Source organism: Paraburkholderia tagetis (assembly GCF_022213065.1).
Taxonomy (GTDB): Bacteria; Pseudomonadota; Gammaproteobacteria; order Burkholderiales; family Burkholderiaceae; genus Paraburkholderia; species Paraburkholderia tagetis.
This window is the reverse complement of sequence record NZ_JAKLJA010000001.1, coordinates 160,528-185,403: the sequence shown is the minus strand read 5'-3', so window position 1 is coordinate 185,403 and position 24,876 is coordinate 160,528. Positions and strand designations below refer to the sequence as shown.

15 protein-coding genes and 3 pseudogenes are annotated in these 24,876 nt (G+C 69.0%); 13 read left to right on the top strand and 5 right to left on the bottom strand.

Annotated elements, in window-relative coordinates; all coding sequences use genetic code 11:
* Positions 1 to 19 precede the first annotated feature (19 nt).
* From L5014_RS00765 to L5014_RS00745, 5 genes are all read right to left on the bottom strand, one after another.
* Complete coding sequence (locus L5014_RS00765; RefSeq protein WP_238461678.1) at positions 20 to 2,392, bottom strand: DUF2345 domain-containing protein; 2,373 nt, start codon at positions 2,390 to 2,392, stop codon at positions 20 to 22.
* Between the two features lie 350 nt (positions 2,393 to 2,742).
* Positions 2,743 to 3,522, bottom strand: coding sequence for a glycosyltransferase family 2 protein (locus L5014_RS00760; RefSeq protein ID WP_238461677.1), 780 nt, complete (start codon positions 3,520 to 3,522; stop codon positions 2,743 to 2,745).
* Between the two features lie 129 nt (positions 3,523 to 3,651).
* Entirely contained in the window at positions 3,652 to 4,983 is a 1,332-nt protein-coding gene (locus L5014_RS00755) for a chorismate transformation FkbO/Hyg5 family protein (protein ID WP_238461676.1), read from the bottom strand.
* Positions 4,984 to 5,036: 53 nt separating this feature from the next.
* Entirely contained in the window at positions 5,037 to 5,753 is a 717-nt protein-coding gene (gene fabG / locus L5014_RS00750; RefSeq protein WP_238461675.1) for a 3-oxoacyl-ACP reductase FabG, read from the bottom strand.
* Between the two features lie 220 nt (positions 5,754 to 5,973).
* Positions 5,974 to 6,234 carry a phosphopantetheine-binding protein gene (locus L5014_RS00745; protein WP_238462109.1) on the bottom strand — a complete coding sequence of 87 codons (261 nt, stop codon included), beginning with the start codon at positions 6,232 to 6,234 and terminating at the stop codon, positions 5,974 to 5,976.
* 709 nt (positions 6,235 to 6,943) lie between these two features.
* On the opposite strand from L5014_RS00745, the pseudogene L5014_RS00740 reads away from it, so the two are divergent.
* The 13 genes and pseudogenes from L5014_RS00740 to L5014_RS00680 form a co-directional block, all read left to right on the top strand.
* A pseudogene (locus L5014_RS00740) lies at positions 6,944 to 7,573 on the top strand (COG4648 family protein); the annotation flags it as partial.
* 241 nt (positions 7,574 to 7,814) lie between these two features.
* Entirely contained in the window at positions 7,815 to 9,950 is a 2,136-nt protein-coding gene (locus L5014_RS00735) for an ApeI family dehydratase (protein ID WP_238461673.1), read from the top strand.
* Positions 9,947 to 10,861 (top strand): annotated as a pseudogene (locus L5014_RS00730) (LpxL/LpxP family acyltransferase); the annotation flags it as partial. The gene L5014_RS00735 and the pseudogene L5014_RS00730, both read left to right, overlap by 4 nt.
* Positions 10,862 to 11,352: 491 nt before the next feature.
* Positions 11,353 to 11,973 carry an outer membrane lipoprotein carrier protein LolA gene (locus tag L5014_RS00725; RefSeq protein WP_274389202.1) on the top strand — a complete coding sequence of 207 codons (621 nt, stop codon included), beginning with the start codon at positions 11,353 to 11,355 and terminating at the stop codon, positions 11,971 to 11,973.
* Between the two features lie 25 nt (positions 11,974 to 11,998).
* Positions 11,999 to 14,830 (top strand): annotated as a pseudogene (locus L5014_RS00720) (MMPL family transporter); the annotation flags it as partial.
* Positions 14,831 to 14,943: 113 nt separating this feature from the next.
* Positions 14,944 to 16,074 carry a polysaccharide deacetylase family protein gene (locus tag L5014_RS00715; protein WP_420799990.1) on the top strand — a complete coding sequence of 377 codons (1,131 nt, stop codon included), beginning with the start codon at positions 14,944 to 14,946 and terminating at the stop codon, positions 16,072 to 16,074.
* A 97-nt stretch (positions 16,075 to 16,171) separates the two neighbouring features.
* On the top strand, positions 16,172 to 17,404 hold the full coding sequence (locus L5014_RS00710; RefSeq protein ID WP_238461672.1) for a beta-ketoacyl-[acyl-carrier-protein] synthase family protein: 1,233 nt from the start codon (positions 16,172 to 16,174) through the stop codon (positions 17,402 to 17,404).
* A complete protein-coding gene (locus L5014_RS00705; protein ID WP_238461671.1) occupies positions 17,401 to 18,270 on the top strand; it encodes a beta-ketoacyl synthase chain length factor in 870 nt (289 codons plus the stop codon). The genes L5014_RS00710 and L5014_RS00705 overlap by 4 nt, the downstream gene beginning before the upstream one ends.
* The gene (locus L5014_RS00700; RefSeq protein ID WP_238461670.1) at positions 18,267 to 18,875 is read left to right on the top strand and encodes a hotdog family protein; all 609 of its coding nucleotides are present in this window, start codon (positions 18,267 to 18,269) and stop codon (positions 18,873 to 18,875) included. The genes L5014_RS00705 and L5014_RS00700 overlap by 4 nt, the downstream gene beginning before the upstream one ends.
* Entirely contained in the window at positions 18,872 to 19,201 is a 330-nt protein-coding gene (locus L5014_RS00695; RefSeq protein WP_238461669.1) for a hypothetical protein, read from the top strand. Before L5014_RS00700 ends, L5014_RS00695 begins: the two co-directional genes overlap by 4 nt.
* Positions 19,202 to 19,466: 265 nt before the next feature.
* The gene (locus tag L5014_RS00690; RefSeq protein WP_238461668.1) at positions 19,467 to 20,066 is read left to right on the top strand and encodes a DUF2760 domain-containing protein; all 600 of its coding nucleotides are present in this window, start codon (positions 19,467 to 19,469) and stop codon (positions 20,064 to 20,066) included.
* Positions 20,063 to 21,916: an Hsp70 family protein gene (locus L5014_RS00685; RefSeq protein WP_238461667.1), complete on the top strand. Its 1,854-nt coding sequence runs from the start codon at positions 20,063 to 20,065 to the stop codon at positions 21,914 to 21,916. Before L5014_RS00690 ends, L5014_RS00685 begins: the two co-directional genes overlap by 4 nt.
* 37 nt (positions 21,917 to 21,953) lie before the next feature.
* Positions 21,954 to 24,836 carry an Hsp70 family protein gene (locus L5014_RS00680; protein ID WP_238462107.1) on the top strand — a complete coding sequence of 961 codons (2,883 nt, stop codon included), beginning with the start codon at positions 21,954 to 21,956 and terminating at the stop codon, positions 24,834 to 24,836.
* Positions 24,837 to 24,876: the final 40 nt, after the last annotated feature.

Here is a 24,876-nt window from a genome sequence, read left to right as displayed (position 1 = left end):
AGGGCTGATGATCATGGCTTCAGTGGGACGACGAGTACTGGTCGGAAATTTTCAGGCTGCTCTTCGGCAGGGACGGTAACGTCGTTGCGACGGTGTCAGGTCCAACAAACGTGAACGACGCGGCCTTGATGGTGTATGCGCCGGGACAATGGAACGTGATGTTGCCGCCCTCGATGACCACCGAAGCGCCACCACAATTGAGCGTGAGCTTCGTTTTCGCCGATACCTCGACGTCCGCACTCTCGCTCGCAACGCGCAACTGCTTCTGTGCGAACAGGTCCATACCGTCCGTAAGCGCCGCCATCAGGATCTTCCCCTTTGCCGCTATGAATTTCAGCCCGAGCCCGTGCGCGCACAGCGAGATCATGCCGCCCGCCGCCATGCGCAGGCGTTTGGCAATGCTCACATCCATATCCTGGCCCGCCGTGACAATCACGTTCTGGCCCGCCGAGTGCTGCACCGATTTCGGCGTCACGAACGCCATGCCGCCTGGCGCGCTCGCGAGCAGCCCCGCCTCCCGAAGCTGGTTCAGGGCATCGAGCAACGCCGCCTGCGTGGCGCGGTCAGCAGGATCAGCTCCGGCCTGCGAAGTCGCCGCCGCGAGATCCGTTACGCGCCGCAGCGCGGCTTGGAGTTGCGCAACGGCGGCAGGCATCTCAAGGTGCGGTGTATCCGGCCCGGCCGCCGCATCCGCCGAAAAGAACAGCCCCTTCGCCGCGCGCAGTGTCGCCCAAGCCTGGGTCGTCGCTTCGTACCCGGTTCCGCGCGGGAGATGTTTACTGTCGAGCAGATAGCCCTGGTTGAAAGCCGTCTGGCTGTACACGGTCGCGATGCGCGCGCTCTCCTTCCCTCGCAGGTCATTGAAAACCACTTCCGCGCCGAGTAATGGCGAACGCCAGATGGCATAACTGAACAGTGCATCGGTTCCGCGTACCGGATCCTGATGCGAAAAATCGTGCAAGGCACCGCTGATGTGCATGCGGTCCACGTCGCGGTTTTCGCCGTCGAGCAGCACTTCGGTCCCCGGGAGCAGGGGCGAATGGAAGCCGCCTTGCGAAGACGATGATGGACGCAGCAGACGCAGATTCAGCAGCTTGTTGTCGGTGTTTCCCGAGCCTTGAAGAAACTTCGGCAAAACCGGATAGCGTCCGTGCGCGTCCATGTCCCCGTAAGGCGGCGAATGGAGCGTGGTAACCACGCCGCCAACGGGGCCGCTCAAAAATCTCCAGTCGCGCTCATAGTCGAACTTCGGGTGGTAGGCCAAATGCGCGGGCATCGCCTTGAAGCGCGTATAGGCCGGCTTCGTGCGGCTACCCTTCATCCTGAACGACGTGACCACGAAGCCGTACCTGGCGCTTGCGAGCTTCGTGTTGGTCAGCTTGATGACGACACCCGCCGCAATACCCTTCGCATCGCTCGCACCGGCCAGCGTGACCTGCCGCGCGATCTGCTCGTCGCGCCGTGTCTGCACGAACGCCTGCCCTTGCGCCCGCGTCAGATGGCCTTCCGCGCTGCGGCTGATCCGCCCGAACACCGAGCGCTCACCCGACTCGGCAGCGATGTTCGCCATGGCCCGCAGCGGGTCCTCCGGCGTGCGATAGTTGCGCTCCCATAGCTCGACCGTGGCCGGCACCAGTCTGCGCTGCGCGTGAACCATCTGCGCCGCCTCGTGCCAGTTGCTGTGCAGGCCCGAGTCAGCCAGTAGTGGCAGGTCGATCGAGCGGATATACGCACGCGGATTGTTGGCGAATACGATGGTGTCGAGCTTGCCGGCCTTGCCGCGCCCTTGCTTGTAGAACCAGAAAACGCCGAGGCGGCGGCAGTGACGCGCGATGAAACTCCATAAGGATTCCTCATACATCACCACCTGTTCCATCTTTTCTTGCAGCCCTTCTATCTGGAACTCCACGTCGAAGGGGTCAAAGTTCTTCCGGTCGACCAGCGCCCGGGTGATCAACTCCTGAAGCGTCACGTCCCTGAAGACATCAGATTTGATGACTCGTTTGCAGAGGGCGACAAACCGCGGTTCAATGCGCAACTGGTAAGCAGACTCCTCGCGGCTCGTGCGGATTCGCTTCCAGCGCGTGACAACTCCGTTGAAAGTAGCGGCTTCGTAGAGGACTGGATCGACGTAGCTTGCCATGGGCACCGCAACCCGCTCGTCGATCTGCAGGCCCGCGCGCCACCCGACGTAATCGTTGCCGTCGATATCGAGTTGCGGCGACGTAACCGTGATATCGACCTGATAGTCCTTGCAGAACCCGCCTTTCACCTTGAAGTCGAGCACGTCGAGATCGTGCTTTTTCTTACCGATCCAGAGGTTGAGGTGCTGGGTGAGCCGCGATCCCGGGTACCGCAGCGTGTCCATAAAGCGCTTCGTCACAGCATTCATACGCCATCCTTATCCCGTTGGAGTGGACGATGCAAAGCCGTTGTGATAGCAACTTTCAGCGCGACAGACCAGACGCGATGAACTGGGTTTTCTGCATGCTCAATCAAATTGCAGAAAGGTGGAGGATTCAGAATGTACGTATATATCCAACGCTCCCTGACGTGATAAAGGTTTGTCGCCAAGGGAGAAAATATGCAAATTGAATATTGCTTGCGGGACGGCTACAGGCGGAATCGATCGTTATTACGACCGCTATAATTTATTTCGGATTTCTGAATATACGACGCGTATTTTTACGTCATGCAGCGAGCTTCCCGCGCATGCAATTCCGGCGGCGCCGGCAATCGGCGTCACACCACGTCGTTACGCCCCAACACCCGCCGCGCCGCAAGCAACGGCAACCGCACGCCGAAACCGGCCACGAGCCGCAAATGCATCCACGAAAGCAGCAGGTTATCGCGCGCGTAATTGAAATGCGACACACCGCCCTCGTGCGCACCGAAATAGCGCACCGGCGCCTCGATCTGGATCGGCCGCACGCCGGCCCAGCACAGACGCACAGCCGCTTCGGGATCGAAGTCGAAACGGCGCATCCAGGGCTGGCTGCGCATGATCGTCTTGAGCGGCCCGATCGGATAAACGCGAAAACCATAGAGCGAATCGCCGATGCCGGCCCATAGCGTCTCGATGTCCGCGAGCAGGTTCGACACGCGTCGCCCCTGCACGCGAATCATCGGCGCGCTCGCGTCGAATTTCGGCCGGCCCAGCACCATCGCATCGGGCGCCGCCTGCGAAGCGGCCATGAAACGCGGAATCAGGTCGGCCGGATGCTGGCCGTCGGAGTCCATCGTGAGCACGTGCGTGAAGCCGCGCCCCGCAGCGGCCTCGATGCCCGCGAGCACCGCGCCGCCCTTGCCGCGATTGGTGGGCAGCACCATCACGTGCAGCCCTGGATCGTTCGCGGCCATCGCCTGCAGGCGCTCGGCGCTGCCATCCGTGCTGCCGTCCACCACCACCCACACGGGGTTCCAGTGCGCACGCGCGGCGCGCACGGTTTCGTCGACCTTGAGGCCCGGGTTGTAGCTCGGAATCAGGACGATGTGCGTGGACGAAGCGATTGGCGTAGACATGGATGCGACCGATTGCATGAAACGGGATACTGACAAAATTTTATGACTCGCCGACGACCCTGCACATGTCTCGTCGACATCGTGCGTGCGCGGCAATATAAGGCGTCTCTACGGTGCCCTTCTTGTGCATCAGGCGAAACCCGCCACGGCATGACCCGCGCTCGCCTCGATCTCGATCAGCAGGTCCGAGCGGCACACGTCCGCGTGCAGATAAAGCGGGCGCACCTGCGCTCCGATGGCCTCGCGCAGCAGGCTGTCGATGGCGGCGAGCATGGCTGCATCGGCGCCGTCGCGCACGTAGACCTTGAACGTGAGATCCGCCAGCGCGAACGGCCCGTAGCCCTGCCGCGCGGCCTGCTCCAGCACGGCGGCAAGATTCGCGAGCGTCTCGCGCGTCTGGGCCAGCACGTCGCCGTGGTGCACGGTGCGGTGCCCGACAATGCTCGCCGTGCCGGAAATGAACAGCACCGGCGCCTGGAACGCCGCGGGCGCGCCGGACCACGCCGCGGCGCGCGCGAACGTCGGGGCACGCGCGCCGTATTGCGCAGGGTAATGGAACGCGCTCACCTGGCGCGGATTCTCGATGGCCTCGGCGGGCGTGCGGCTCGCAAGGAAATACACCGCGAGCGGTTCGCGCGGCACGCCCTGCGCCGATAGCGGACCGACCGAGCCGAGCGCGCATGCGGCCGGCACGCTGCCGGTGAGCGCGCGGCGGCACGCTTCGAACGCGCGCTGGCGGCCCGCGTTGAACTGACGATAACGCTCGGTGCCGTGCTGCTCCACGTTGATCGCGGGCACGGTGTTCCAGATGCGCAGCGGATGCGGCATGCCGAGCGCGTCGAGCAACTCGAACAGCATGCGATAGGCTGCATCGGTCGCACGTTCGAGCGGCGCTTGAATCTGCGTTTGAATCGGCGTTTGGGTCTGCGTTTGGATCTGCGCGTGCGTTCCGGGCCGCGCCGCGAAATCGGCCTCGTTCATCACGATGCTGCCGAACACGAGCCCTGCCGCCTCGCTATAGCGGTAATGCAGCGCACCGCGCCGCTCGCTGCGCAGATCGTCGGCAGCACATTGCCAAATCTCGTAACAGGATGCGTCGAGTTCCTCGGTACGCGTGGCAGCCGTTGCGTGGCCCGTGTGATGCGGCGCGAGGCGCGCCATGTGCACGGGCGCGAGCGGCAAGTCGGGCACGGCGTCGGCCAGCCGCGCCCAGTGCCCCACCGAGCCAACGCGGGCCGCACCAAAGCACGCCGCGCCGATCGCGCCCGGAAACGCGCGCTCGAACGCCTCGGCTGCGTGTGGCTTCGCAACACCGGGCGCGCCATCCAGCAACGCGGCAAGGCGCGCATGATCGATCTGCACGAGCCGCAGCGCACTGTGCCGCGCGCGGCCATGCGGCGCCACGGGCGCGGACGTCATCGATTGCGAACGCCAGTCGGCGTCGACAGTTTGCACAAACACTCGAAATTCCTCAGGTAGCCGTCAACGATCGACATGCCTAGTCGCGAGCGCGTCTACGCGAGCCCACCGTTGATCGACAGGACTTGCCCGGTCACATACGCGGCTGCGTCGGACACGAGATACGCGACCATGCCAGCCACTTCTTCCGGCTGGCCGGCGCGCTGTGCCGGCACGAGCTGCTTGATGCGCTCGGCGGGAAACGCGCGCTCGGCCATGGCCGATGCGATCACGCCCGGCGCAATCGCGTTCACCGTGATGCCGCGCGAGGCGACTTCCAGCGAGAGCGCCTTGGTCGCGCCAATCAAGCCGGCCTTCGCGGCCGAGTAGTTGACCTGCCCGCGATTGCCCATGACGCCCGCGAGCGAGGCGATATTGACGATGCGCCCATGGCGCGTGCGGATCATCGGCAGCAGGAGCGGCTGCGTGACGTTGAAAAAGCCATTGAGCGAGACGTCGATCACGCGGCGCCATTGCTCGCGCGTCATGCCGGCGAGCGGCGCGTCGTCGTGAATGCCCGCGTTGTTCACAAGGATCTGCACCGGCGCGTCTTCGATCAGACGTTCGAGCGCGGCCTGCGCGGCATCGGCGTCGGTCACGTCGAAGGCGATCGCATGCGCGGCGCCCCCCGCATCGACGATGCGCCGCACCACGCGCTCGGCCTCTTCGAGATGGCGGTTCGCATGCACCCACACTTCGTGGCCCGCCTCGGCCAGCGCGACGCAGATGGCTTGCCCGAGCGCGCCGCTGCCGCCTGTCACGAGCGCGCGCATCGGCTGGCTCCTTTTCGTTCTCCTTTCATTCGCGCATCCCCTCCATCAGGACGATCGGGACGGCGGCTCCGCGATCCTGTGCGTGCCGCCACGTCACGCTGGTACGTCACGTTGGTACGTCACGCGGGTCATCGCATCGCACGCATCGCACGCATCGCACGCATCGCACGCATCGCACGCATCGCACGCATCGCACGCATCGCACGCATCGCACGCAGATTCAGCGCACGCGATGCGCTTCCACGTGGGCGGCCAGCGCGCCCAGCGACGCGAAGATCTTTTCGTTATCTGGATTGTCGGAGCGCAGCTCGAAGCCGTACTTCTTCGAGATCAGCAGCGCGATCTCCAGAATGTCGATGGAGTCGAGCCCGAAGCCCTCGCCATAGAGCGGGGTCTCGGGGCTCACGTCGTCGAGCGAGACGTCTTCGAGATTCAGTTCGCCGACGATCAGCGCGGCAAGCTCTTTTTCCAGTGCGTTCATCATGCGTACGTTCAGACGGCGCGAGCGCGGCGCGCAACCGGCGCAACCGACGACCTGGCGCACGCATCGCACGTGCTCCCCGCCGTCCCTCCCGGCGCCGGCCTGCTGCCCACCTGTCTGATTTTGGGGTTCGTTTAGTAAAAGTTACGCGGATTCTAGACGATGGGTATCGGTGCGTATACGGTGAGCGCCGCCGAATGGTTACAAGGGGTCCCGCACGCGGCGCGCGCATTTTGGGACGCGAACGCGCGAGACGCCTGCGCGGCATTGGGCGCAATTGGTTCGGACGCCAGCGAGGCCCGGCGCGAGGGCATACAAACGGTTACAAACCGGGGGCGCGGCATTCCAGCGATGGTCCGTCGCCATCTTAAAATATGCCTGATGCGATCTTGCGGCCTGTTATTCATGTGATGTATGGGTTGCGCGAGGGGTGACGCAGAGGCGCCAGAGTGCCAGAATGCCTGCCCCGCCACCCCGCACACGCAAGCCGCCTGAACCGACCCAAGCCAACGGAGCCTCGACTCGCCGTGCCATACCTGCCCTGCCACCTTTGCCTCACGCCGGACTGCTGCACTCCGGTAGAATCGCCGGTCCGCCTCGCGGCCCTCGGCGAGGCCGGCGTGCGGGGCGTGCGGCCCGCCTCCACCTGGAGCATTCGGCCAGCAGGCGGTGCAAACGGCGTCCGGCGCCTGCCCGGAGGAGGACCGCGATGAGCACGCTCGCAGGCTTCGCGCGCGCAGCGCTTGCGCTCGCAACGGTGACCACGTACCAGATGCTGGCCCATCACGCGGTAGCCACACCCAACGAGCACGGCCTCGGTCTGGTCATGGCGCTGCTGCCGCCGCTGGCCATTGCGCTGGCCGCGGCAGCCCGTTCGCCGCGCCGGGGCTGGCTGCTGCCGCTCTGGGCGCTCGTGCTCGCCGCGCTCTGGGCCGCGCGCACGCCGCTTGCTCGTCATTTCGAATGGGGCCTGTACGTCGAGCATGTGAGCTTCAACCTCGGCATGGCGCTGGTGTTCGGCCGCACGCTCGCGAGTCCGCACGTGCCGCTCTGTACGCAGTTCGCGACGATGATCCACCGCTCGCTCACGCCGGCCATCGCGCGCTACACGCGGCAGGTCACTGTGGCGTGGACGGCGTTCTTCGTCGCCATCGCCGCGGTTTCGACGCTGTTGTTCGCCGTCGCGCCGATCGTCGCGTGGGCGACCTTCGCCAATTATCTGGCGCTGCCGCTGGTGGGCGCGATGTTCGTCGCCGAGTACGTGTGCCGCCGCTTTGCGCTGCCCGACGAACCGCGCGCCGGCATTCTCGCTGCGGTCCGCGCGTACCGGCAGTCGTCGGCTCAGGACCACGCGAGCGCGCCAGCCGGCCACGCCAGCCATACGAACGGTGCGTGCTGCCCGGCTGCGATTGCGGTTGCACCGAACGATCGCGCGAAGGTGAGCCACGTAGGCCACGTAGGCCACGTGAGCCACGTGAGCCGGGCCACGAGCCGGACGGCCAACGTGTGCCATGAGTGAAGCCATGCATGACTGGCGGCGCGCTGCATCGCCGCCCCCTGATTCCGTTTCAACTGAAGTTATGTCGACTCATCCGCTGGTTTTTCACGCTTCGCCCCGCCAGGTCATTGCCTGGCGCGACGGCTCGCCGGTCACGGTGCGCGCGTTCCTCGCCGAGGTCGCGCGGGTCGCGGCCGCGCTGCCGCCGGGCGGCCACGTGTTCAACGTCTGCCGCGACCGCTACCGCTTCGCGGTGAGCCTGTGCGCGGCGCTCGTCGCGGGCCGCATCAGCCTGCTGCCGTCCACGCATACGCCGGAGATGGTCCGCCAGCTCGCCTCGTTCGCGCCCGACGCGTTCTGCCTGCACGACACCGCCGATTGCACGATCGACCTGCCGCGCTTTCGCTATCCCGAGGCTGAGCCGGCCACTGCAGCCAACGCCCGGCGAAGCGCCGATTCTGGCGACAATTGCAGCGCCGATTCCAGCGACAACGTCGACGACGACGCCCCCTTCGAAGTGCCGCAGATCGACGCGGCGCGCATCATGGCCTACGTCTTCACCTCGGGCTCGACCGGCGCGCCGGTGCCGCATCGCAAGACCTGGGGCTTTCTCGTGGCCAACGTGCGCGCGGCGGCCGAGCGCCTCGGGCTGCTCGATACGTCCGCCGAAGGCGATGCCAAAGCACGCCCCGAAGCCGAAGAAGCCAGGGCCAAGGCCGATGCGCCCGCCAGCCCGCATACGCTGATCGGCACGGTGCCCGCGCAGCACATGTACGGTTTCGAATCGACGGTGCTGCTCGCGCTGATCGGCGGTCTCGCGTTCAGCAACCGCCAGCCGTTCTATCCCGTCGACATCCGCGCCGAGCTGGAGGCCGTGCCGCAGCCGCGCGTGCTCGTGACCTCGCCCATCCACCTGCGCGCGCTGCTCGCGACCGATGTGGCGCTGCCGGACGCGGCGCTCGTGCTCTGCGCAACCGCGCCGCTCGCGGAAAAGCTCGCGTGCGAGGCCGAGGCGCGCCTGCACGCGCCGCTCGTGGAGATCTACGGCAGCACCGAAACGGGCCAGATCGCGACGCGCCGCACCGCGCTGGGCGCGACCTGGGCGCTGTTCCCGCGCATCCGCATGGAGGCGCGCGCGCCCGCCGGCAACGATAGTCACGATAGCGACGATAGCGACGAAGGACCAACGGTCTGGGTCTCGGGCGGTCACGTGGAAGAGCCGGTGCCGATGGGCGACGCGCTCGAACTGCTCGACGCGCACCGCTTCCTGCTGCACGGGCGCAAGGCGGATCTCATCAACATCGCGGGCAAGCGGACCTCGCTCGCATACCTGAATCATCAGCTCAACGCGATCCCCGGCGTGACCGACGGCGTGTTCTTCATGCCAGGCGTTGTGCCCGGCGTTGTGCCTGGCCTTGCCGCGCCCGCCAACGGCGGCGCCCATGCGGCCGAGGGCGGGGATCACGCCGATCACCCCGATCATGCAGGCATGGGAACGGTCACGCGCCTCGTCGCGCTCGTGGTCGCCCCCACGCTCAGCGCCGCCAGCGTGCAGCGCGCACTGCGCGAGCGCATCGACGCCGCGTTCATGCCGCGCCCGCTCGTCTTCGTCGAGTCGCTGCCGCGCAACGAGACCGGCAAGCTCCCGCACGAGGTGCTCGCCGCGCTGGTCGCGCAGCATACGCAGGGTGCGCCCGAGACCCCTGCGGCTGCGCAAGCAAGCGGCGACCGCGCAACGCAGAAGCCAGCCACGGCGGAAGCCGGCAACATGGCAGCCGCGCTTTCCTTCACGATTCCCGCCGATCACCCCGCGCTGCCGGGTCACTTTCCGGGTCATCCGGTCGTGCCTGGCGTCGTGCTGCTCGACCACGCCATCGACGCCATCGGCGCGGCCATGAACCGCCCGCTGCAAGCCTGGCGCCTGAGCGCCGCGAAGTTCCTGAGCCCGGCCCGGCCCGGCGAGGCGCTCGACCTCGCCTTCGACGCGGCGGCGGGCGGAGCGATCCGTTTCACCGTGCGCGCAGGCGAGCGCAACGTCGCGAGCGGCACGCTGTCGATCGCGACATCGGTTGCGCAGTCTTCCACGCAGTCGAGCGCGCAGTCGAGCGCCGAGTCGGCCGTCTCCACGGCGGCCATGTCCACGGCGGCCGTCTCCACGGCGGCTGAATCCACCGCAGCCACCGCTCGCGCACTCTCGCAGGAAGGGCCGCAACCATGACCAGGCGCACCGACTGGGCCCAGCGTCAAGAGCGCGGCAGCGCGCGGCTGCTGCGCGCCATGACCTGGCTTTCGCTGCGCCTCGGCCGCCCCGCCGCGCGCGGCCTGCTGCATCTGATCGCCATCTACTACGTGCTGTTCTCGCCGCGCGCGCGGACCGCCTCGCGCGACTACTTGCGCCGCGTGCTGGGCCGGCCCGCCGGCTGGAGCGACCTCTACCGGCACGTACTCACCTTCGCGACGACGATCCACGACCGCATCTATCTGATGAACGATCGCTTCGATCTGTTCGACATTCGCCCGAAGGGGCAGACGCTCGTCGACGAAGCGCTCGCGAACGGACGCGGCGCGTTCCTGATGGGCGGCCACCTGGGCAGCTTCGAAGTGGTGCGCGCGCTCGGCCGCACGCGACCCGACATGCGCGTGGTCGTGACGATGTTCGAGGAGAACGCACGCAAGATCAACGCGACGATCGCCGCCGTGAACCCGGCCGCGCAGCCCGAGGTGATCCCGCTCGGGCAGATCGACTCGATGCTGCGCGTGAACGAACGGCTCGACGAGAACTGCATGGTGGGCATGCTCGCCGACCGCACGCTGCTCGCCGGCTCCGCCGGCTCGATGCGCCGCATGGCGTTTCTCGGCGAGCCCGCCGCCTTCCCGCTCGGGCCGCTCTATATGGCCGCCATGCTCAAGCGCCCGGTGATCTTCATGACGGGCCTGTATCGCGGCGGCAACCGCTACGACGTGCACTTCGAGATGGTCGCCGACTTCACGCACACGCCGCGCGAGTCGCGCCAGGCCGCCATCGACGCGGCGCTCGCGCGCTATGTGGCGCTGCTCGACAGGCATTGCCGCGTGGCGCCGTACAACTGGTTCAACTACTTCGACTTCTGGCAGACCGCGCGAGCCGCACAAACTGTGCAGACGGCACAAACGGCACGAACAGCACAAACCGCGCAGGCGGCCGGACCGGCACAGACGGCACAAACGGCACAAACGGCACAGACGGCACAGACGGCAGAAGCGGCAGAAGCAGCACGTGCGCCGCAGCACGCGGACCTCGCCGCGCGCGTCGCAAGGAATGCCTACGCGACGAAACGCGCCGATGCAGCCCGCGCGCGCCGCAGCGAGGCGCCGCACGCCAGCCTTACTGCCCGGGAGACTTCCGACGCATGAGCGCCATCCGCCGTTTCACTCGCACGATCGCTTGCCTGTCCGGCGGTGAGCGGCCTTCGCGCCGCGCCGTGGTTCGCGCCGTGGTTCGCGCCGTGGTTCGCGCCGTGGTTCGCGCCGTGGTTCGCGCCGTGGTTCGCGCCGTGGTTCGCGCCGCTGTTCGCCCCGCTGTTCGCCCCGTCGCACGCGCCGCTTCTCTCACTGTTTCCCGCTCCATCGCCGCATGCACGCTGAGCGCCTGCGCCCTGATCACGTTCGCGCTCGCGCTCGCACCCAGCGCCGAGGCGCAAGCCGCCGAAACCGCCGCGCCTGCGGCCACGCCCGCCGCCGCCTGGACGCTCGAGCGCCTCATGGCCACGCTCGCCCAGCACAAGTCGGGCCGCGCCGCGTTCACGGAAACCAAGTACCTCGCGATCGCCTCGCAGCCCATCGAGTCGTCGGGCGAACTGGTGTTCGTCGCGCCCGACCATCTCGAGAAAAACACGCTCAAGCCCAAGCCCGAGCACCTCGTGGTGGACGGCGACATGCTCACCGTCGAGCGCAACAACCACAAGTACACGCTCGCGCTCGCGCGCTATCCGGAGCTGGGCGCGTTCATCGAGAGCATCCGCGCGACGCTCACGGGCAACCGGCTCGCGCTCGAAGAGACGTATCAGGTCGCGCTCGCCGGCAGCGGGCAGAACTGGACGCTCACGCTCACGCCGCGCGATTCGCGCATGCTCAAGTCGGTGAGCGCGATCACGCTCGAAGGCACGGGCGACGCGCTGCGCAGCGTGGCGATCCAGCAGGCGAGCGGCGATCACTCGCTGATGCGCCTGCGCCCGCTGGCTGCATCGGCAGCGGCGAACTGAGCCGTCCACGCGGGTAGCAGCGCGCATGAACGACCCGACCCGGCCCACGCCGCCAACCCGAGGCTTGCGCGCGCTCGCCCATGCGCTGCAGCGCCACGCCGTGCTCGTATGGCTGCTGTTCCTCGTCGCGTGCGCGGGAACCATCGCGCGCGCCCATTTCAGCACCGACCTCTCCGCCTTCCTGCCGCGCTCGCCAAGCGCCGGCCAGCGTGTGCTCGTCGATCAACTGCGCGACGGCCTCGTCTCGCGGCTGATTCTCGTCGCCATCGCCGGGGACGGCCCTAACGCCGGCAGCAACACCGGCGCCAATAACAACGCCAATAACAACGCCAACAACCACGCCGACAACCACGCGAACAACAGCGGCGAGACGGCCACACGCGCGCAACTCTCGCGGCAAGTCGCGGCCACGCTGCGCGCCGACCCGCAGTTCGCTGCGGTCCACAACGGCGAGGCCGTGAACGACGCGCGCGACCAGCAATTCGTGTTCGCGCATCGCTACGCGCTGAGTCCGTCGGTCACGCCGCAGCGCTTCACGGCTGCGGGCCTGCATGAGGCGCTGGGCGAGAGCCTCGATTTGCTGAGTTCGTCGGCGGGCCTCGTCGCCAAGGACTTGCTGCCGCACGATCCGACCGGCGAAGTCGCCGCCCTGGTCGGCGAACTGGACAGCGCCGCACAGCCACAGAGCATCGACGGCGTCTGGGCCTCGCGCGACGGCACGCGCGCCGTGCTGGTCGCGCAGACGGCCGCCGCGGGCTCTGATACCGACGCCCAGGCGCGCGCCATCGACGCCATACGCCACGCCTTCGACGCGGCCACGCGCGCGCTGCCCAAGGCGTCCGCCGCCACGACATATCGGCTGGAGATGACCGGCCCCGGCGTGTTCTCGGTGGACACGCGCGACGCGATCCGCCACGACGTCGAGCGCATTTCGGCCTTGAGCCTCGTACTGATCGTCGCGCTGCTGCTCACGCTCTACCGCTCGCCGCGCACACTCGCGCTCGGCCTCGTGCCCGTGCTCTCGGGCGTGGCCGCGGGCATCGCGGCGGTGAGTCTCGTGTTCGGCACGGTCCAGGGGCTCACGCTCGGCTTCGGCACGACGCTGATCGGCGAGGCGGTCGATTACTCGATCTATCTGTTCGTGCAATCCGCGCCGGCCTGTTCCAACGCGCTCGGCCCGCTCGACTCCCGCAACTCGCCCGCGCGCGACACCGTGCGCGCCTGGGTCGCCGCGTGGTGGCCGACGATCCGCCTCGGCGTGCTCACTTCGGTATGCGGTTTCGCCTCGATGCTGTTCTCGGGCTTCCCGGGTCTCGTGCAACTGGGCGCCTATTCGATCGCGGGCCTCGTGACGGCGGCGCTCGTCACGCGCTTCGTGCTGCCGCGCCTGCAAGGCGGCGCCGTGGCGATTCGCGACGTCTCGCGCATCGGCGCCTGGCTCGCCCGGGCCGCCCAGGCCGCGCCGCGTCTGCGCTGGCCGCTCGCGGCACTGGCGCTGACCGCCGTCGCGGTGCTCGCGCTGCATCGGGGCGGCCTGTGGAGCCGCGAGCTGTCCTCGCTGAGCCCGGTCCCGGCGGCCAGCCAGGCGCTGGACGCGCGGCTGCGCGCCGATGTGGGCGCGCCCGACGTGCGCTATCTGGTGGAGATTCCCGCCGCGAATGAGCAAGCCGCGCTCGAAGGCGCGGAGAAGGTCGGCGCGCAGCTACAGCCGCTCGTCGATCAGGGCGTGCTCGCGGGCTTCGAAAGCCCCGCGCGCTATCTGCCGAGCGACGCCGCGCAGCGCGCGCGCCTCGCGAGCCTGCCCGACGCCGCCGAGCTTACTGCGCGCATGGACAAGGCCGTCGCCGATCAGCCTGTCGGCATCAAGCCCGAGGTCTTCGCGCCGTTCGTCGCCGATGTCGAAGCGGCGCGCAAGGCGCCCTTGATCACGCGCGCGGACCTGCGCGGCACCTCGATGGCGCTGGCCGTCGACGCCCTGCTGACCAGGCGGGACGGCCGCTGGAGCGCGATGCTCGCGCTGCGCGCGCCTGCGGGCGCCGGTGCGACGGCGACTCCGCAAGCGGCGCAGGCTGCGGATAGCCCCGCTGCGGCGTCCGGCCCCGACGCGAATCATGGAGCGACCCATGAAGCGACTCATGAAGCAAATCGCGCAGCGAATCTCTCGGCGCCCCAGGCAGCCAGCGTCGCGTCCGCCAGCGGTCCGAGCCTCGACACCGAGCCAATCAGCGCCGCCGTCGCGCGCGCGGGCGTGCCCGGCGCGCTGTTCGTCGACCTGAAAGCCGAGGCCGACCGCCTCTACGTGAACTACGTCCGCGAGGACATCCGCCTCTCGCTTGCGGGATTCGCTGCTATCGCCGTGCTGCTGACGATCGCGCTGCGCTCGCCGCTGCTCGCGGCGCGCGCGCTCGCGCCGCTCGTCGCGGCGGTGCTGGTGGTGGCCGCGGGCTTCGCGCTCGCGGGCGTGCCGATGACGATCCTGCATCTGGTCGGCATGCTGCTGATCGTGGCGGTAGGCTCGAACTATGCGCTGTTCTTCTGCAAGCCCGGAGCCGGCGCGGCGGACAAGTCAGCGGACAAATCGGCGAACAAATCAACGGACAAACCGGCGGACGAACGGACGGGCAAGCAGACGGACGCACCGCAGATCACGCCCCAGACGCTCGTCTCGCTGCTTGTCGCCAATCTCGCCACGGTCGCGGGCTTCGGCCTGCTCGCGCTCTCGCGCGTGCCGCTGCTCGAAACCTTCGGGCTCACGGTCGGCCCGGGCGCGATGCTCGCGCTCGCCTTCGCCGCGATTCTTGCACCGCGTGCACCGCGTGCATCGCGTGCCGCGCACGCGAGCACAAGCGCCGCCGCCGACGACGCGCCTCCTCAGCCACAAGGAAAGACGCCTATGAACACGCAGGCACGGCCTGCACCGCAGCCAGGCACCACCGATACCGCCCTGCCCGGCCACAAGGGAGGGCGCGCATGAACACGCCTTCGTCGCTTGCATCGCAAACCGGTGCTTCCGAGCCGGGCGCCGAGCGCCGCTGGAAGCCCACGCCGCTGATCGCAGGCTCGGTGGCGCTGCACGCGGGCGCGGCGGCGGCGCTGCTGGCCCAGCCGTCGACGTGGCCGTGGGCGGCGGGCGGCGTGGTCGCCTCGCACCTCGCGCTCACGGCGGCGGGACTCTGGCCGAAGAGCGCGCTGCTCGGCCCCAACTGGACGCGCCTGCCCGAAATGTCCGGGCGGCCCGATCAGGCAGGCAATCAGGCAGGCAATCAGGCAGGCAATCAGGCGGACAATCAAGCGAGCAATCCGGCGAGCGCATCGGCGCCAGAGACGCCGCGCCAGCCCGATAAAACGAATGACGGCACCGACCGCCGCATCGCGCTCACCATCGACGACGGCCCCGACCCCGAGGTCACGCCGCGCGTGCTCGACCTGCTCGACCAGTACGGCGCACGCGCGACGTTCTTCTGCATCGGCGATCTGGCGCGGCGGCACCCGCGTTGCGTGGAGGAGATCGTCGCGCGCGGCCACGCGGTCGAGAACCACAGCCAGCAGCACCGGCACACCTTCTCGCTCTCGGGGCCGGGCGCGCTGCGGCGCGAGATCGAAGCCGCGCAGCGCACGCTCACCGAGATCAGCGGCACGCGCCCGCTCTTTTTCCGCGCCCCGGCGGGCCTGCGCAATCCGTTTCTCGAGCCGGTGCTTTGCGGGCTCGGCCTGCAACTCGCGAGTTGGACGCGGCGCGGCTTCGACACGCGCGAGCAGGACGCCCGCAGGGTCGCACAGCGCCTGCTGCACGGTCTCGCGCCGCGCGACATCCTGCTCGTGCACGACGGTCACGCCGCACGCGGCCCGAACGGCCGGCCCGTGGTGCTGGATGCGCTGCCCGAGGTGCTGCGCGCCGCCGCGAACGCGCAATTGCGCTGGACGACGCTGCGCGACGCACTCGTTGCGGCGCCCGCGACCGCGCGCAACGCCCCGCCAGCCGAAAGCGCCGGCCAGTCAGCCAGCCCATCAGCCAGTCCGCCGGCCAGCCCACTGGTCAGCCCACCAGCAGGGCTTTCCGGCCGAAACGGAGCCAGCCGCCCCCCATTTGATAAAATTTGATAAGGATCAACGCGCGATCGGGCCCCCGGGCCCCCGTTTCGCCCCCCGGTTCGAGTTCCCCTCGCAACGTGCGCTTCAGTCACCGGATTCGATTTTCGTGAAACCTCTTCTGCTCTCGCACTTCACCGCCACCAGCTGCCTCGGGCGCGGGCTCGACGCGACGCTCGACGCGCTGCGCCGCCAGCGCGGCGGCCTCGCGCCGTGCGATTTCGAGCGCGCGGAGCTCGACACGTGGATCGGCTCGGTAGAGGGCGTCGACGCCGAGCCGATGCGCGCCGATCTCGCCGATTACGCCTGCCGCAACAACCGTCTCGCGCAACTCGGCCTCACGCAGGACGGCTTCGCCGCGCACGTCGAGGCGGCTATCGCGCGATATGGGGCGGAGCGCGTCGGCGTATTTGTCGGCACGAGCACGAGCGGGATTCTCGAAACCGAGCAAGCCTACCGCCAGCGCGACCCGCACACGGGGGCGCTGCCCGCCGGGTTCCGCTACGCGCAAACGCACAACCCGTACTCCGTGGCCGCATTCGTGCGCGCGTATTTCGCGCTGCGCGGCCCGGCCACGGCGATCTCCTCGGCGTGCTCGTCGGGGGCGAAGGTGTTCGGCTCCGCGCGCCGCATGATCGAAGCCGGGCTGATCGACGCGGCAGTCGTGGGCGGCGTCGATTCGCTGTGCCTCACCACGCTGTACGGCTTCAACTCGCTCGAACTGCTCTCGCGCGAGCCGTGCCGGCCGTTCGACGTGGCGCGCAACGGCATCTCGATTGGCGAGGCAGCGGCGTTCGCGTTCGTCGAGCGCGTGCCCGAGCAGCGCGGTGCGCTAGATGGCGATGCCGTGCTGCTGCTCGGCGTGGGCGAATCGAGCGACGCGCATCACATGTCGTCGCCGCATCCGGAAGGGCTCGGCGCGCGCACGGCCATCGAGCAGGCGCTCGCGACGGCGGGCGTCGCGCCGGACGAGATCGGCTACATCAACCTGCACGGCACCGCGACGCCGAGCAACGACACCGCCGAAAGCCTCGCGGTACGCGCCCTCTTCGACGGCACGCCGTGCAGCTCGACCAAGGGGGCGACCGGCCACACGCTGGGCGCGGCGGGCGCACTGGAAGCCGTGGTGGCCGCGCTCGCGCTGCGCCACCGCTTCGTGCCCGCGGGCGTGAACACGACGCAGCCCGATCCGGCGCTCGGCATCGACTACGTGTTGCAGAGCCGCGACGCCGATTTGCACGCGGTCCTGAGCAATTCGTTCGGCTTCGGCGGCACGAATTGCAGCCTGATTTTCGGCCGCGCGGACCGCGCCACGCGAACCGCGAGCGTGAAGCCATCATGAAATTGCGCGCCTCCATCGAAAGCATTGGCCTGATCGGACCCGGCCTCGCCGACTGGCCGCACGCCGCCGACGTGCTCGCGGGCCGCGCGCCCTGGACGAGCGCGCCGACCGAGCTGCCGCCGCCCGCGGGCCTGCCGGGCGCCGAGCGGCGCCGCGCCGCGCCGGTCGTGAAAACCGCGCTGGCCGTGGCCCACGAAGCCGTGGCCGCGAGCAGCCGCGACGCCACGACGCTCGCCACCGTGTTCGCCGCGTCGGGCGGCGACGGCCTGAACTGCCACGCAATCTGCGAAATGCTCGCGGGCGACGACCGCCAGATCTCGCCCACGCGCTTTCACAACTCGGTGCACAACGCGGCGGCCGGCTACTGGAGCATCGCAGCGCAAGCGCGGGCCACCTCGAACGTGCTATGCGCGCACGACGCCAGCTTCGCGGCGGGCCTGCTGGAGAGCCTGTGCCAGATTGCCGTGGATGGCGTGCCCAGCCTCCTGATCGCCTACGAGACCGCCTATCCCGAGCCGCTGCACGCGGTGCGCCCGATCGCCGATGCGTTCGGCGTGGCGCTCCTGCTCGCGCCGGCGGCCGACGACGCTGCTCCGGCGAAAAACGACACCAGCACGAGCGGCGCCCACGCGCCGGCGAAAGCACTGGCGTGCATCGAAGTGAAGCTCACCGACGCGCCGGCCACGACGCTCGCCGCTCCCGAGCTCGAAGCCCTGCGCGCCGGCAATCCCGCCGCGCGCGGGCTGCCGCTGCTCGAAGCCATCGCGACGGGACGCGCGGCGAGCGTGGTGATCGACTATCTGCCCGAGACACGCGTGCGCATCGACGTGACGCCACCGGGTTCGCATGGGGAGCGCTCGCCATGACGCAAGACGTTTTGCATGGCGCGCCCCCCGCACCGCACGCCGCGCCGCATGCCGTGCCGCTCGATCGCGCGTGGATCGCCGCGCGCATTCCGCACAGCGGCGCGATGTGCCTGCTCGACACCGTCGACGCATGGGACGACACGCACATCCGCTGCACGGCCACGAGCCACCGCGACGCGCACAATCCGCTGCGCTCACAGGGCCGGCTCGCCTCGGTCTGCGGCATCGAATACGCAGCCCAGGCGATGGCCGTGCACGGCGCGCTCGCCGGCACGGGCGACGGCACGGGCGACGGCACGGGCGACGGCATGCGCGACCCGGTTGAAACGGTCGCTGCGGTTACAGCGAGCCGGCCGCGCGTAGGCTATCTCGCGAGCGTGCGCAACGTGGAAGCCCGCGTCGCGCGCCTCGACACGTTCGATGCTCCCCTCACCGTGGAGGCCGAACGCATGGGCGGGGACGGCAACACCGTCCTCTACGGCTTCACGGTTCGTTGCGGCGACGAGGTGCTGCTCCGCGGGCGCGCGGCCGTGATGCTCGACGCGTCCGGCGCGCTTGCCCGGACGACCGATAACACCGACGCACTCAAGGGAGGACCAACGTGAAAACACGTCAATTCGTTCTGGCCGCGCTGCTGCTCGGCCTGGCGAGCTCGGCCGCCTACGCCGACATCCACGAAGTGAAAGAGAACATCAAGCACGACTCGAAAGAGGCCGCAACGAAGACCGGTCACGCCGCGCGCGACTTCGGCCACGCCACCGCCGATGCGGCGAAGACGGTCGGCCACGGCATCGCGCACGCCTCGCGCGAGGGTTGGGAGGGCACCAAGCGCGTCTCGCGCGAAGGCTGGGACGGCACGAAGCGCGCCACCAAGCGCGTGTTCCACAAGGACGAAAGCAGCAGCCGGGAAACGCCGAAGAACGCGGCGTGATGGATCCGGTTGTTGCGATCCCCCTCGAATCCCCTATTTCCCTCTGCCGAACGGCCAAAATACCCGTCTCGCGCCCGCGACAAGGCAAAATACGGGTTTTGAGCCCGCGCCGGGCTCATGTTTTTCCTGCCGGCTGCCGCCCGTGGGGCCCGAACACGGCTCCCACCGTCACACGATGGACGTCCCCATGACGTAGTGTGAGCGCCTCGACGCGAGGCCGGCCGGACCGCTCGCCCAGACGGGCGGGCCCATTGGAGCTGTTTTGATGACCGAACCCAGGATTTCTTTCGCGGGCAGGCTTTCGCTTGCCTTCGGATCGTTCTTCGCCATTCTCGGCAACGCCGAGCTGGCCGCCGGCGTGCGCCGTCTGCGCAACGGCGAAACCATCGCACCTGTCGCACCTGCCGCGCCTGCCGCGCCCCAGCCTCCGGCTCCCGCCGCAGCGCCCGTCGCCAAGCCGGCACCCGTGGCCGCTATCGAGGAAGCCAGCCCGCAGTCGGCGCTCCAGTTGCTGGGCCTGCTCCAGCGCAACGCCCGCTTCGTGGATTTCGTGGAAGAAGACATCGCCAACTATGGCGATGCCGACATCGGCGCCGCCGCGCGCCTCGTGCACGAAGGCTGCCGCGCGACGCTGCGCGAGCACTTCACGATCCGCCCGGTGCGCACGGAAGCCGAAGGCAGCCGCGTGACCATCGCCGAAGGCTTCGACGCCACCGCCATCCGCCTGACCGGCAACGTGGTGGGCGCGGCGCCGTACAACGGCACGATCAGCCATCGCGGCTGGCGCGTCGAAGACGTCAAGCTGCCCAAGCTCGTGAAGTCGAACGACGCCAAGGTGCTCGCACCGGCAGAGGTGGAACTGTGAGCGAACCGCGTTATTCCATCGGTGTCGACCTCGGCACCACGCATTGCGCCCTCTCCTTCGTGGACCTCGCCGGCAGCGATGGCGAAAAGGCCACTCAGGGCGTGCTGCCCGTCACGCAACTGACCGCGCCCGGCGCGATCGAGTCGCCCGAGTTGCTGCCCTCGTTCCTCTACCTGCCCAATGAGGGCGAGCTGACGCCGGGCGACCTCACGCTGCCCTGGACCACCTCGCGCGAATACGCCGTGGGTGAAATGGCGCGCAGCCGTGGCGCCGGCACGCCCATCCGTCTCGTGTCGAGCGCCAAGAGCTGGCTCTGCCATCCCGGCGTGGACCGTCGCGCCGCGATCCTGCCCAACGACGCGCCGCCCGAAGTCGCGCGGGTTTCGCCGCTCGAAAGCTCGATCCGCTATCTCACGCATCTGCGCGAGGCCTGGGACTACGCGAACCCCGACGCGCCGTTCGTCGAGCAGGACATCACCGTCACGATTCCCGCCTCGTTCGATCCGGCCGCGCGCGAACTCACGGCCGAAGCCGCGCAGGCGGCCGGCTATACGCGCATGACGCTGCTGGAAGAGCCGCAGGCCGCGCTCTATAGCTGGATCCAGAAGAGCGGCGGCGCGTGGCGCAAGGAAGTGAAGGTCGGCGACATCATCCTCGTGGTGGACGTGGGCGGCGGCACGACCGATCTTTCGCTGATCGCCGTGATCGAGCGCGAAGGCAACCTGGAGCTGCACCGCGTGGCGGTGGGCGAGCACATCCTGCTCGGCGGCGACAACATGGATCTCGCGCTCGCCCACGTGGTCGCGCGCAAGCTCGCGGCGCAGGGCACCCAGGCCGATCCGTGGCAACTGCGCGCACTCACCTACGCGTGCCGCTCGGCCAAGGAGACGCTGCTCTCCGATCCGAGCGTGGAGACCGTGCCGCTCGTCGTGCCGAGCCGCGGCTCGAAGCTGATCGGCGGCTCGATCCGCACCGAACTCACGCGCACCGAGCTTACGCAGATCATCCTCGAAGGTTTCTTCCCGCAGGTGGACGCAGCGGCGCGCCCCGTCACGCGCGCCCGTGCCGGCCTCACGCAGCTTGGCCTGCCCTACGCGCAGGACGCGGGCGTGACGCGCCACCTCGCGGCGTTCCTCGGCCGCCAGGTGGGCGCGCTTGCGGAACTCGAAGGCTTCGGCGCGCCAGCGGCAAGCGCCGAGGGCGCGAGCTTCCTGCATCCCACGGCGGTGCTGTTCAACGGCGGCGTGTTCAAGTCGCCGCTGCTTTCCGGGCGCGTGCTCGATATCCTCAACGGCTGGCTCGCGGCCGAAGGCGCGCCGGCCGCACGCCTCCTGGGCGGCGCGGACCTCGACCTCGCGGTCGCGCGCGGCGCGGCGTACTACGGCTATGTGAAGCGCGGCAAGGGCGTGCGCATCCGTGGAGGCACGGCGCGTGCGTACTACGTGGCGATCGAATCGGCCATGCCCGCGGTGCCGGGGCTCGAGCCGCCGGTCTCGGCGCTCTGCGTCGCGCCGTTCGGCATGGAGGAAGGCACGGATGCCGCGCTGCCGGCGCAAGAGTTCGGCCTCGTGGTGGGCGAGCCGGTGCACTTCCGCTTCTTCGGCTCTTCGGTGCGCCGCCAGGACCAGGTGGGCACGCTGCTCGACTACTGGTCGCCGGAAGAACTGCAAGAGCTCGAAGAGATCCAGGCCACGCTGCCCTCCGAAGGCCGCACGCCCGGTGAAGTCGTGCCGGTCAAGCTGCACGCGCGCGTGACCGAAGCGGGGACGCTGGAGCTCGAAGCCGTGCCGAGCGGCAGCAACGAGCGCTGGAAGGTCGAATTCGACGTGCGCGGCGGCGCGAGCGCCTGAAACTGCCCAACCGTCTCTTGAGCACGTCTTGAGCAAAATAAAGCGATACGTCGTAGGGATCGACCTCGGCACGAGCAACACGGTCGTTGCCTACGCCGAAGCGGGCGCGGACGAGATCCGCGTCTTCGATATCGAGCAGCTCACCGCGCCCGGCGAGGTGGGCGCGCAGCCGCTCCTGCCCTCGGCGCGCTATCACCCCGCGCCGGGCGAGCTTGCGCCCGATGCGCTGCAATTGCCGTGGGGCACGCCTCAAGGCGCATCTCAACGCGCCCCTGCTGATGCAGGCGATGCAACCGCTGTTCCGCCCGTCGTCGGCCGCCTCGCGCGCACGCTCGGCGCACAGGTGCCGGGCCGGCTCGTCGCCAGTGCGAAGAGCTGGCTCTCGCATGCGTCGGTGGACCGGCTCGCGCCCATCCTGCCGTGGGGCGCGCCCGACGAGGTCGGCAAGGTCTCGCCCGTGGATGCGAGCGCGAGCTACCTCGCGCACGTGCGCGCCGCGTGGAATCACCGTTTTCCGCACGCGCCGCTCGAAGAGCAGGACGTCGTGCTCACCGTGCCCGCCTCGTTCGACGACGGCGCACGCGCGCTCACGCTCGAAGCGGCACGGCGCGCGCGGCTGCCCGCGCTGCGCCTGCTCGAAGAGCCGCAGGCCGCGTTCTACGACTGGCTGTTCCACCATCGCGAGTCGTTGCAGGCCGAGCTCGCGCAAACCCGCCTCGTGCTGGTGTGCGACGTGGGCGGCGGCACCACCGACCTCACGCTCATCAAGGTCCATGTCGACGAGAACGGCGAGCCGCAACTGAGCCGCATCGGCGTGGGCAACCACCTGATGCTGGGCGGCGACAACATGGATCTCGCGCTCGCGCATCTGGCCGAAAGCCGGCTCGCGGGCGAAAACGCGCGCCTGAGCGCCGCGAGCCTTTCGCAGCTCGTCGAGCGCTGCCGCGTCGCGAAAGAACAATTGCTGGGCGACGCCGCGCCCGATGCCGTTGGCGTGACGCTGCTCGGTGCGGGCGCGCGGCTGATCGGCGGCGCGCGCACGACCCAGCTTGCCCGCGACGAGGCCGAGCGCATCGTCGTGGATGGCTTTTTCCCCTCGGGCGGCCCCGACGACCTGCCGCGCCGCTCGCGCGCGGCCATCGTCGAATTCGGCTTGCCCTACGCCGCCGACGCCGCGATCACGCGGCATATCGCGGCGTTCCTGCACCGCTTCGCCGCGCAGTCGCGCGAGGCGCTGGGCGTGGCGGGCGGCAATGAAACGGCGAGGCCGGGCCTTGAAACGGCGCTGCCCGCGCCCCTTCCTGTGCCAGATACGCTGCTGCTCAACGGCGGCGTGTTTCGCGCAAAAGCGCTCTCCGGACGGCTGCGCGAAACGCTGGGCGCCTGGCGCCAGCAGCCGCTCACGGTGCTGCAAAACGACCAGCCCGATGTGGCGGTCGCGCGCGGCGCCGTCGCCTTCGCACTGGCGCGCAAGGGGCGCGCGCCGCGCATCGGCGGCGGCTCGCCGCGCAGCTACTTCCTCGTGCTCGACGAAGAAAATGGCAGGAGCGCGGACGACGACGTGAAAACGCGCGGCGTCTGCCTGCTGCCGCGCGGCACCGAGGAAGGCCACGAGGTGCGTCTCGACGACCGCGTGTTCGCGCTGCGTCTGGGCCACCCCGTGCAATTTCACCTGGTCTCGACGGTCGCGGACACGGCCTGGCGGCCCGGCGAGATCGCCGATATTGCGTCGGCCGACTTCGTGCGCCTGCCGCCGCTCTCCACCGTGGTGCAGCGCCAGCATGCCGAGGGCGCCCAGGGCAGTCGCGCGGAACAGGAGCGGCCGGTACGGCTCACGGCGCAGCTAACCGAGGTGGGCACGCTGGAAGTCCGCTGCATCGCCACCGACGACGACGCACAGCGCTGGCTGCTCGAATTCCAGCTTCGTCGCGACGAAGCCTCGGGCGCGCAGGCGGGCCAGGCCGCGCGTCACACCGGCCTCGACGAAGCCATCGCCCTGATCGACCGCGTATTCGGCCCGAAGTCGGCGAAGGTCGACCACAAGGACGTGAAGCGCCTGCGCGCGCAACTCGAACACTGTCTCGGGCCGCGCCAGAACTGGGACGGCCCGCTGCTGCGCGAGCTGTTCGGCGCGCTATGGGAGCGTGCAGGACGGCGGCGCCGCTCGCCCGATCACGAGCGGCTGTGGCTCAATCTCGCGGGCTTCTGCGTGCGCCCGGGCTTCGGCTATCCGCTCGACGAGTGGCGTGTCGAGCAGCTCTGGACCCTCTTCGACGACGGCATCCAGCACGTCAACGAAGGCCAGGTGTGGTCCGAGTGGTGGACGCTGTGGCGGCGCACGGCGGGCGGGCTCGGCGAAGAGGAACAGGAGCAGGTGCTCGAAGCGATGCGCTGGCTAGAAGAAGCGGCGAGCTCGAAAAAACACAAGCTGCCGTTCGATCCCGCCAAGCTCGGTCACGCGGACATGGTGCGGCTCTACGCTTCGCTCGAACGCATCGCGGCTGAACGCAAGATCGAAATCGGCGAGCAGCTTTTGGGGCGTTTGCAAAAGCCCGCGGAGAATCATCAGAGCTGGTGGGCCGTGGGGCGCATCGGCGCGCGCCTGCCGTTTTACGGCAGCGCGCATGGCGTCGTGGCGCCCGAGGTGGCCGCGCGCTGGCTCGACGCGATCCTCGCGCTCGACTGGAAGAAGGTCGAGCCGGCCATGTTCGCCGCCGCGCAGATCGCGCGCATGACCGGCGACCGCTCGCGCGATCTGGAGCCTGCCGTGCGTGAAGCGGTTCTGCGGCGGCTCGAAAGCGCGAACGCCCCGCATACGTGGATCGAGATGGTGCGCGAAGTCGTGACGCTCGATAACGCCGATACGGGCCGCGTGTTTGGGGAGGCGTTGCCGGCGGGGTTGAAGCTGATGGTGGGGTGAAAAGGTTCTTGCTAGAGTGCAGCAGGTTCCCCGCTGGGAG